11 protein-coding genes are annotated in these 9,069 nt (G+C 42.9%); all 11 read left to right on the top strand.

Annotation, left to right across the window (positions count from 1 at the left end; genetic code table 11):
- Positions 1-260 precede the first annotated feature (260 nt).
- The 11 genes from ACESM0_RS10390 (at position 261) to ACESM0_RS10440 (ending at position 8,734) form a co-directional block, all read left to right on the top strand.
- Positions 261-533, top strand: coding sequence for a FitA-like ribbon-helix-helix domain-containing protein (locus ACESM0_RS10390; RefSeq protein WP_372906149.1), 273 nt, complete (start codon positions 261-263; stop codon positions 531-533).
- On the top strand, positions 530-931 hold the full coding sequence (locus ACESM0_RS10395) for a type II toxin-antitoxin system VapC family toxin (protein WP_372906150.1): 402 nt from the start codon (positions 530-532) through the stop codon (positions 929-931). The genes ACESM0_RS10390 and ACESM0_RS10395 overlap by 4 nt, the downstream gene beginning before the upstream one ends.
- 270 nt (positions 932-1,201) lie before the next feature.
- Positions 1,202-1,426, top strand: a complete 225-nt coding sequence (locus ACESM0_RS10400; RefSeq protein ID WP_372906151.1) for a hypothetical protein — start codon at positions 1,202-1,204, stop codon at positions 1,424-1,426.
- A gap of 88 nt (positions 1,427-1,514) precedes the next feature.
- On the top strand, positions 1,515-1,730 hold the full coding sequence (locus ACESM0_RS10405; protein ID WP_372906152.1) for a hypothetical protein: 216 nt from the start codon (positions 1,515-1,517) through the stop codon (positions 1,728-1,730).
- A 223-nt stretch (positions 1,731-1,953) separates the two neighbouring features.
- Complete coding sequence (locus ACESM0_RS10410) at positions 1,954-2,925, top strand: NAD(P)-dependent alcohol dehydrogenase (RefSeq protein ID WP_372906153.1); 972 nt, start codon at positions 1,954-1,956, stop codon at positions 2,923-2,925.
- A gap of 6 nt (positions 2,926-2,931) precedes the next feature.
- Positions 2,932-3,213, top strand: a complete 282-nt coding sequence (locus tag ACESM0_RS10415) for a hypothetical protein (protein ID WP_372906154.1) — start codon at positions 2,932-2,934, stop codon at positions 3,211-3,213.
- Positions 3,214-4,275: 1,062 nt separating this feature from the next.
- On the top strand, positions 4,276-4,422 hold the full coding sequence (locus tag ACESM0_RS10420; RefSeq protein ID WP_372906155.1) for a hypothetical protein: 147 nt from the start codon (positions 4,276-4,278) through the stop codon (positions 4,420-4,422).
- A 576-nt stretch (positions 4,423-4,998) separates the two neighbouring features.
- Entirely contained in the window at positions 4,999-6,093 is a 1,095-nt protein-coding gene (locus tag ACESM0_RS10425) for an efflux RND transporter periplasmic adaptor subunit (protein ID WP_372906156.1), read from the top strand.
- Complete coding sequence (locus ACESM0_RS10430) at positions 6,090-7,349, top strand: ABC transporter permease (protein ID WP_372906157.1); 1,260 nt, start codon at positions 6,090-6,092, stop codon at positions 7,347-7,349. The genes ACESM0_RS10425 and ACESM0_RS10430 overlap by 4 nt, the downstream gene beginning before the upstream one ends.
- 2 nt (positions 7,350-7,351) lie before the next feature.
- The gene (locus ACESM0_RS10435; RefSeq protein WP_372906158.1) at positions 7,352-8,035 is read left to right on the top strand and encodes an ABC transporter ATP-binding protein; all 684 of its coding nucleotides are present in this window, start codon (positions 7,352-7,354) and stop codon (positions 8,033-8,035) included.
- Between the two features lie 228 nt (positions 8,036-8,263).
- Positions 8,264-8,734: a cupin domain-containing protein gene (locus ACESM0_RS10440; protein ID WP_372906159.1), complete on the top strand. Its 471-nt coding sequence runs from the start codon at positions 8,264-8,266 to the stop codon at positions 8,732-8,734.
- The last annotated feature ends 335 nt before the right edge of the window (positions 8,735-9,069 follow it).

The following is a 9,069-nucleotide window of genomic DNA, read 5'->3' on the forward strand; positions in this document are numbered from 1 at the left end:
ATTTTGTTGACTCTTATTACCTAAGTTCGATTATTGAATATTGAATGTGAAAGTCCCCCTTATCAAAGGGGGATAGAGGGGGATGTTTATCAGAATGTGTAAAAATTAGATGTACACCCTTCTCCCCGAAACTTTGATTTCCAAAGCTGATTGTTTTAAAAATTTTAGTTGTGTATTTGCCGGTCCGTTATACCACATTTCTTGCAATAATACCCCCCAATAGTTAGTTTTATTTTGAAACCAAATTAAATTCAAGCGCCATGCCAACGAATATCACAATTCGGGACATCCCCGACGAAGTCTATGCCAAAATAAAGAAACAGGCAGAACTACATCATCGAAGCATTAACAGTGAAGTGATCGTCTATTTAAAAAAATTAGTCCAAAGCAACCGGCGAGATCCTGATCAAGTCATCACTCGTGCTAAAAAACTCAAAGAGAAAGCAAAAGGGACCCTTTCTATGGAGGAAATACAACAAGCCATTGATGAGGGGCGCCCTTCCGACGCTGAAGCTCAGGAAGGCAGGCCATGATTGTTGTCGATACGAATGTCATAGCCAGCATGTGGGTGCCAAACGATATGGATGAATGGGTTTATCAAGTACTTAAAAAAGATGACGATTGGGTTGCACCTCTTCTCTGGCGGTCAGAATTCAGAAATGTATTATCGATCTACCTGCGAAAGCATATTTTAGAATTATCGGTTGTCTTGCAAGCAATAGAAGAAGCTGAACAACTAATGAGTGCCAACGAATTCGATGTAAACTCAACACAAGTTATGAGTCTTGTTTCGGATTCATCCTGCTCAGCCTACGATTGTGAGTTTGTGGCTTTGGCAGATGATTTAAATACCCGGCTGGTTACTTTTGATAAAAGGATCGTGTGGGAATTTCCTGATATAGCTATGACTCCAAAGGAGTTTCTTACATAAAAAACGGACTAACCGACGCATGTTTTTTTCCCCGTTATTATATCTCTCCAATAGCTCTTCGCAAGATAACCCTTTGTTTCCTCGTAGTATTTTTTATCACGAACAGATCGTATCGTCATAACTAAATCTAACTCTAAATTCTTCAGTCTTTGTCAAAGAAATTAGGATCGCATCGACATCAGTTAGTTATTCTCCTTAAGCCAAGAAATCTGACGTCTTTACTTGTGGGAATTTCCGGATTGTAACATTTTGGATTAAAAAATTGAGCAAATGAAAACCTACAAAACATATTTCATCGGCCCGGCTCAATACAAAACAGTAAAGCCGCGTTACGCCCGGCTACGGAAAATGATCCTGTTGGCACTAGGTTTCCTTTTTCTATGCGTGGCAATAGCTTTTTATCAAGGTCAGATGGATCTGATGCGGAATCCATTGGTTCTTTTGGGTATGCTGATTTTTATCCTGGCGATATTTATTCTTTTTGGCTTCAGGTAGGAGAGAATTAATAACCTGATGCGCAAACTGCAAAGAAATTCAAAAACTGCTGTGGCAAAAAAGAGAGAGATAAATTCGTTGGTCCGGAATGTATTTCACACAAAAAGTGGCAAAAAGAGCTTTAGGATTACCTATACTTTTAAAGTATCACAATGGAAATAGCCATTTGGTTTCCGGGATCTACCGGGTATCCCGGAAAGAGTTCATCCCCGAAAGCACAACTGTTGTTTATAATCCATATCGTATTACTGAAAACCTGGCACTGATTGGGGAGCCTCATGAATTTGAATGGATAAATGATTAGATCGAATTCCCTTCGAAAATTAAGTGGAAAAGGTTTCAGAACCATCGTATTTCCAGAATGAAGGATTTACTCATTTGAGTAGTTAAAACCGTAAGAGAGAACTTATAATTTTTAAGGGTGGTAAGATTGTAGTAACTACAAACAGTTCTAATTTTTTAAACTACCGTCACCATCAGCTTTGTCTTATGATAGAAGCAGTTTAATTGAAAGAAAATATTTCCTCATGAAAGCGATACTCTTAAAAAAATACGGAATGCCGAGTGATCTTGAGATTGGGGAGGTGGCAAAACCTGTTCCGAAAGATGATGAGGTACTGGTGAAGATTCATGCAGCTTCCATCAACGACTGGGACTGGGGGCTGGTCAGGGGCAAACCATATATTATTCGTCTGTTTTTCGGCCTGAGAAAGCCGAAGATAGAGATTCCTGGGGTAGACGTTTCCGGGACCATCGAAGCGGTAGGCGATTCTGTGAGTTCCTTTACCGTCGGCGATGAGATCTACTGCGATCTGTCAGAATGCGGACTGGGCGCATTTGCTGAATACGTTTGTGTTCCGGAAAAGATGTTAACCAAAAAACCGTCCAACATCAGTCATAATGATGCCTTCGCATTGCCCCATGCCGGAATTCTCGCGCTCCAGGGACTTGTGGAGATGGGAAGAGTGAAAACCGGGCAGAGAGTTCTGATCAACGGGGCCGGAGGTGGTGTCGGGACCCTGGGCATTCAAATCCTGAAACCGTATGGGGTAGAGGTAACCGGCGTTGACAGCGGCGAAAAACTTGATCTGATGAAATCGCTGGGATTTGACAACGTGATGGATTATAGAAAAGCGGACTTTACCGCTACCGGAGAAAAGTATGACCTGATCCTCGATACAAAATCAACCCGATCTCCATTTAAAGTCGCACGATCCCTCAAAAAGAATGGCATATATGTAACCGTCGGAGGGTCGATGGTCAGACTGCTCGAAATTGCACTGTTCGGTTGGCTTATATCACTTTTCACCGGTAAAAAGCTGGGCGTAATCGCTCTGAAGGCAAATAAAGGGTTAGACCAAATTTCTAAACTTGTGGAACAGGGACAATTAAGACCCGTAGTTGATGGCCCCTACGAATTTGAAAAAATCCCGGAGCTGATTCAATATTTCGGTGAGGGAAGGCATTTGGGAAAGATTGTTGTAGAAATGGATAAATAATAAGATATGCCTCACAAAATTTTCCTCTTTTTGACTCTCGGATTTCTGAAAATTGCTCTTTCCTGTGCTCAGACGAATCCTCAATCCTTCCGGTGTTCCAATCATGACTGGCAGTCCGTTCAGGATCTTGTGTTTCCCTACCTGGATGATGAGATGCAGACGGCCATGGTAATACAGGCTCAAAGCTCTGAATATCAAATTAATGCGGCCGCTGATTTTGCCCTCACATTTGAGGAGTCGTATCATGACTCTCTTGTAGAGCTGTTACAGAAAATAGAAGGGTGTTGAGCTTCTTTCCATAAACATCAACTAACCCATCCGCTCGGAGTACTGCTCCATCCGGAGCAGCGCGGATTGAGGCTTTCAGACCTTTTTACAATGATACTGCCTCGCTGAGGCAGGCGGGCTATAAACGGTGATCCGGCAATAAATTACCGGCTCGTATATGTAACCTCTGAAGAGGTTTTCTGATTGGCGAATGATCGATGGTCGAACTGTGAACTGCGATCTTAGTCTTGAATTTTAAAATGTGCTGATGCCTCAACCCTGAAAGGGTGAAATATGATTATCCTGGGGTGTAGTGAAACGGAATCCGGGGATGTAAAGGAGGCATTTATTCACCGCCGAACAGAGGGATTACTTTGGTGTGTTAATCAAAATTGAGGCGGTAATACAAAAGTTTTTATTTAAACCATATTGTCTCTTTTGTCTTGATCCGCCGGTAGTCGGACAGGTACAAAACGAACCCAAAAATCAAGGCTGAGAAAAATCATCGGCGTTCACAGCCATGAGACGGAAAAACTCAAGGCCTATAAATTTTTTGCCTTTACTCTCTATTCATTGGAGGCTGGTGAATTTGTGATCTTCTTATTCTCACATTAACACTTATCCCTGTCAATTTCTCTAGGCCAGTTTTCTAAATTTATTCCTCTAATTCTTCTCCTTACACGGTAACGTTCATAGGTTAATGGGCGAATGACCGATGGACGAACTGCGAACTATTATTTGAGTCTTGAATTTTAAAAATGTCCTGATGCCTCAACCCTGAAAGGGTGAAATATAAAGAGCCCTGGGTGTAGCATAGCGGAACCCAGGGTTGTAAAGGAGGCATTCATTCGCCGCCGAACAGAGGTATTGGTTTGAGAGTCATGAGCAGATTAGAGGCGTTGGGTGTCAAGATTTTTTAATCCAATCCCTGCGAAGATTTTATTGATAAGTTGTAGATATCAATATGTTGCCGGTACAATTGTGGCAGAATAGTGTAGCGCTGTAAAACTGTATATATTCACGTTACTAAGAAAATGTGAATAACATAGATGGTCAACCAGGATAACCTATAACCTGAACATCATGAGTAAATTAACTGGATATAGAATTCTGGCTTTTGGCCTTTATTATTTGATTATCCTATACTATGCAGTGGTGTTGTTTGGATTGACCACATTGATGGATATTGGAGAACTATCCCCGGAGCAGGACAAATTGTTGGATTTTTGACTCTGATACTACCGGTTTTTCTCTACTTCTATTAGATGGTGAGCAGCACCCAAGCTGCCACAATTGGAAAGAGGGCCTTCAACATCTCAGTTCTCACGGACCCGATAAAAGGGAGTCGGCAAATCTTTATCCGAAATCTTCTAAAATTCCTGCCGTCGGAGATGGCGAATATTGGAGTCCACTGGATAGTATATTATTCCGACCTCAATCAATCCCCGACGTTTTGGGTATGGGTTGCGCTGATATTACTACAAATCATTGTCTTTGGATAGGCGGTAAATGTTATTCTATACAATGGGGAAGCAGCATATACGATAAACTTGCTCACACACAAGTTAAAAGGAACCCGCAGCTATAGGCTGAAAGCCTGAAATAACCCAGCGTGGGACACCGTCCCACGTTAAAAAATTCACCGAATAGGAGAGCAGGCTGTAAGCATGCAACAGACCTCCTTAACCTGGGTTTTAATTTTTGTTTTTCATTAAACCCATTTAAAAATTGTTACCGCCCGATAATTTATTATTCAATAAGGCCTTTATTTTCCTACCTTTAATAAAGAGAAAGAAATCCATCTATATGAGATCGATTCGATATATCCCGCTGCTCATCCTGTTAATCCTAATCACCATCGGCTGTTCGGAAGCGGAGCAGGTTCAGGTTAAAAAAATGGACCTGGTTCAGGGGGTTTACGCTTCAGGTAATGTCGTTCCTTTAGGTCACTACGAGCTTACAAGCAAAGTCTCCGGTATCGTGGATCAGATTATGGTAAGTGTGGGGCAAGAGGTGACGACCGGCACTCCGCTGGTAAAACTGCAGAATGAACCCAACGAAGCGAACCTCCGGACTGCTCGTAATCAACTGGAGCTGGCGCGTAAAAATGCTGCATCTGATTCAGATCTGCTGAGACAATTAAGGCAGCAGCTGGAGAATTCACGGGCTGCCTTTCTGCAGGATTCTGTTGAAGTGGAACGTTACCGGCAGCTGCAACAAGATAGTATTGTTACAAGGCAGGATTTTGAACGGATACAGCTACAGTTCCAAACCTCACGTAACAACTACCGGATTGCGGAAAGTAAGTTGCGGGAAACTCGCGAACGTCTTCAGATTGAATTGGATAACGCGCGTAATAACTACCGGGCCCAAGAGAGCAGGACGGGCGAATACACCCTATTGTCGGCAATAGATGGCAAAGTGTACGACATCATTCCGAAGGAGGGAGAGTTGATCGCTGCAAACCGTCCGATTATGGCCATCGGGGCAACTGACCGGTTTGAGACCGAACTGCAGGTGGATGAAACGGATATTGTAATGGTAAAAGAAGGTCAGCCGGTACATTACGAACTGGATGCCATTGAAGATACCGTACTGAGTGGTGTGATAACCCTGATCTATCCAAGAATTAACACTACCGAACGTACGGCGAAAGTAACGGCTTCGATCGACCCCCTTGAATTTCCCTTGTATCCCGGTATGGCACTGGAGGCCAATATCGTGGTTAACGAAAAAGAGAATGTGCTTGTGCTGCCGGTCAATTATGTCAGTGAGGAAAATGAGGTGATTCTGGAAGATGGGAGCCTCAAGTCTGTTGAAACCGGAATTCGGGACCTGAATAATGTGGAGATCCTGTCCGGACTGGAAGAAGGACAAATTGTATTAAAGCCTGAGCCATGAACCGTTTCCCAATTTTAAAGATCGTCATCACGCATCTGATCAGCCGAAAACGGCAGACGATCGTGTCGATGCTGGGAGTGACTTTTGGGATAACGGTCTTTATTTTTCAGGCAGGGGTAATTACAGGGCTGCAGGATTTTTTTATTGAGAAGACGATTAACGCTACCGCCCATATCCAGATTTACCAGGACAAAAACCAGAAATCTCCGCCTGTTTTACTGAGTATCTACGATGAGGAGGAGACCTGGGTGTCCGTTCCAAACATCAAGAGCAAGAATGAGCTTCCCAAACTAAAGAGAGGCCTGCAGATCGTGGAGATTCTGGAGTCCTATCCCGAAGTAACCGGGGTATCGCCAAGCCTGAGTACCCAGGCGATTTTCAAGATCGGAGTGGCGGACGTTTCGGGAATCATTAATGGCGTGAATATTCGCAAGGAAAACCAGCTGTTTGACCTGGAGGAGGATATGGTCAGCGGCTCTATCATTCGGCTTGAAACAGTAAATAACGGAATTATTCTCGGCTCCGGACTGGCAGAATCGATGGGCACAATGTTGAATGACAATATCACGGTGGTTTCACCCGGTGGCGTGGCCCTGCAGATGAAGGTGGTAGGTATCCTTGATACCGGGCTTCGGGAACTTGATAACTCCCGGGCATACAGCAGTATCAGGAATAGCCAAAAGCTGATGGATGTGACAGGTAATTATATTACCAATATTAATATCAAGCTGGAGGATGTTGAACAATCGGGAGTGTTGGCCCGTGAATTTCAGTCCCGTTTTGGTTACACCGCCGAAGACTGGAAAGATGCCAACGAAGGAATATTCAGTGTGTTCAGAATTCAGAATATCGTTACCTACCTGGTTATCATTTCCATTCTGCTTGTATCCGGGTTCGGAATTTTCAATATCCTGTCGATGATGATCTACGAAAAGATGAATGATATTGCGATTTTAAAATCGATCGGGTATACAGACGTAGATATTAGAAACGTGTTTCTGCTGGAAGCTCTGATTATCGGTTTTCTGGGCGGACTTTTAGGGTTGGTGATCGGTTTTGTGATCTCCTGGATCACATCCATTATTCCCACAAATATAGAAGGGTTTGTATCCTCTGAATACCTGAGCATTAATTTTGACCCTCTGTTTTATCTGCTTGCATTTCTGTTTGGTCTTGTTGCGACCGGAATTGCCGGATATTTGCCGGCCAAAAAAGCTTCTAAAATTGACCCAATTAACATCATCAGATCCCAGTAGCCGTGAAGAAAGTTTTAGAGGCAAAAAATCTGAATAAATATTTCCACATACCGGTGGATTTTCATGTACTAAAGGATATTAATCTGACAGTTCGTTCCGGTGAGTTTTCGGCTATAGTTGGGCCGTCAGGCAGCGGGAAGTCCACGCTGCTATATGTTCTCTCATCCCTGGATCGTGAATATGAGGGAGACGTGTTTTTTGGCGATGTGGAACTGAAAACATTGAGCAACAAAAAGCTTGCTCATTTACGTAATAAGTCCATCGGCTTCATCTTTCAGTTTCACTATCTGCTGGCTGATTTTACGTCTTTGGATAACGTGATGCTGCCGGGCCTTAAGCTTGGGGATCTGACGCATGAAGAACTTGAGGAGAAAGCGATGCAAAAACTGGATCTGCTAGGTATTGCTGATCAGGCGAGTAAAAGGGTAAACAGGTTGTCGGGTGGCCAGCAGCAGAGGGTTTCCATTGCAAGGGCATTGATCAATGAACCGCAAATCATTTTTTGTGATGAACCCACCGGTAATCTCGACTCCAAAAATGCTCGGATTGTATATGATATGCTGAAAAATCTCACCCGCGAGTTCGATCAAACAATATTGATGGTCACGCATGATGATTCTTACCTTTCTGAAATTGATCGGCAGATAAAGTTACTGGACGGGAAGATTCTGGACCGGCAAACATAAGATCCTATATCCCTGAGAGCGACGTCGAAAACCAACTTGGAAGTCTATGGTTTTGTGTCAGATACACACATAAAATATACCAACTGCATTTAAATCGGGACACAAGTTAGATAGAATCGGTGTATACTAGAGACAGTAATGATCGATGGAATTGTCTTTAAATTTAATTCCTTATTTGAAGTATAGAATTAAAAAAATCGTCCCTGTTAGCCACAGTAAATATCTAAGATGAAAAGAGAACGAAAGCCTCTCTCCAAAAAAGAAAAGTCCGAACTCGACAATCTGCTTGACTCCATTCTTGACCCGACTCTTTTTCACTACGGCTCAGAACGCCGGGAAGTTGCCAGATATGATAAACGGGATAATATGTACGGCGGCAGCGGGACTGTTTATCTGCTACAGATGTTTAGTAAAGGTGAGCTGGTCAATAACAGGATTGGAGCCTACATGATATTGCCTGAAAAGGGTGACAGCGTAGGGCTTCATACCCATGGAACTCGAAAAGAACAGGAACTTTATGTGGTTGTACACGGTGAGGGAATCTATTCTGAGAAAGATAGTGAGGCGGGCAAGGTTCGGAACTACGACATCAAAAAAGGATCGGTAACTACGGTGAGAGGAGAGGCCTATCATGCAGTGAAAAACAGCGGTAACGAACCGCTTGTGATTTTTGTAATCACAACAAATGAGCCGGAGTAAGGATAGAAAGAATCTGTCTGTTTCCTTTCGTACTTCCGAAAGGAATCGTCGAATTATTTACACCTTTAATCCTCAATTCTTCTGTATACCGGTACGCGAATGGATTATATCTTTGTATTCATCCAAAAAATTTAAACATTGATGCATCGATGTTTAATGGCAATAAAAAACGAGTGAGATCTATGAAAACAGTATGGATAGTATTATTTGCACTTTTATGGGCGGGATGCAGTTCAGGCTCAGATCAAACGGAAACGGTATCCGATTCGGAGACGTCAACTGAGATGGAAATGTCTGAGCAGGAAACGGATACAGAAAGTGATAGTGTAAATGAA

Origin of the sequence: Rhodohalobacter sp. (assembly GCF_041686455.1) — a bacterium.
In the GTDB taxonomy this organism is placed as follows: Bacteria; Bacteroidota; Rhodothermia; order Balneolales; family Balneolaceae; genus Rhodohalobacter.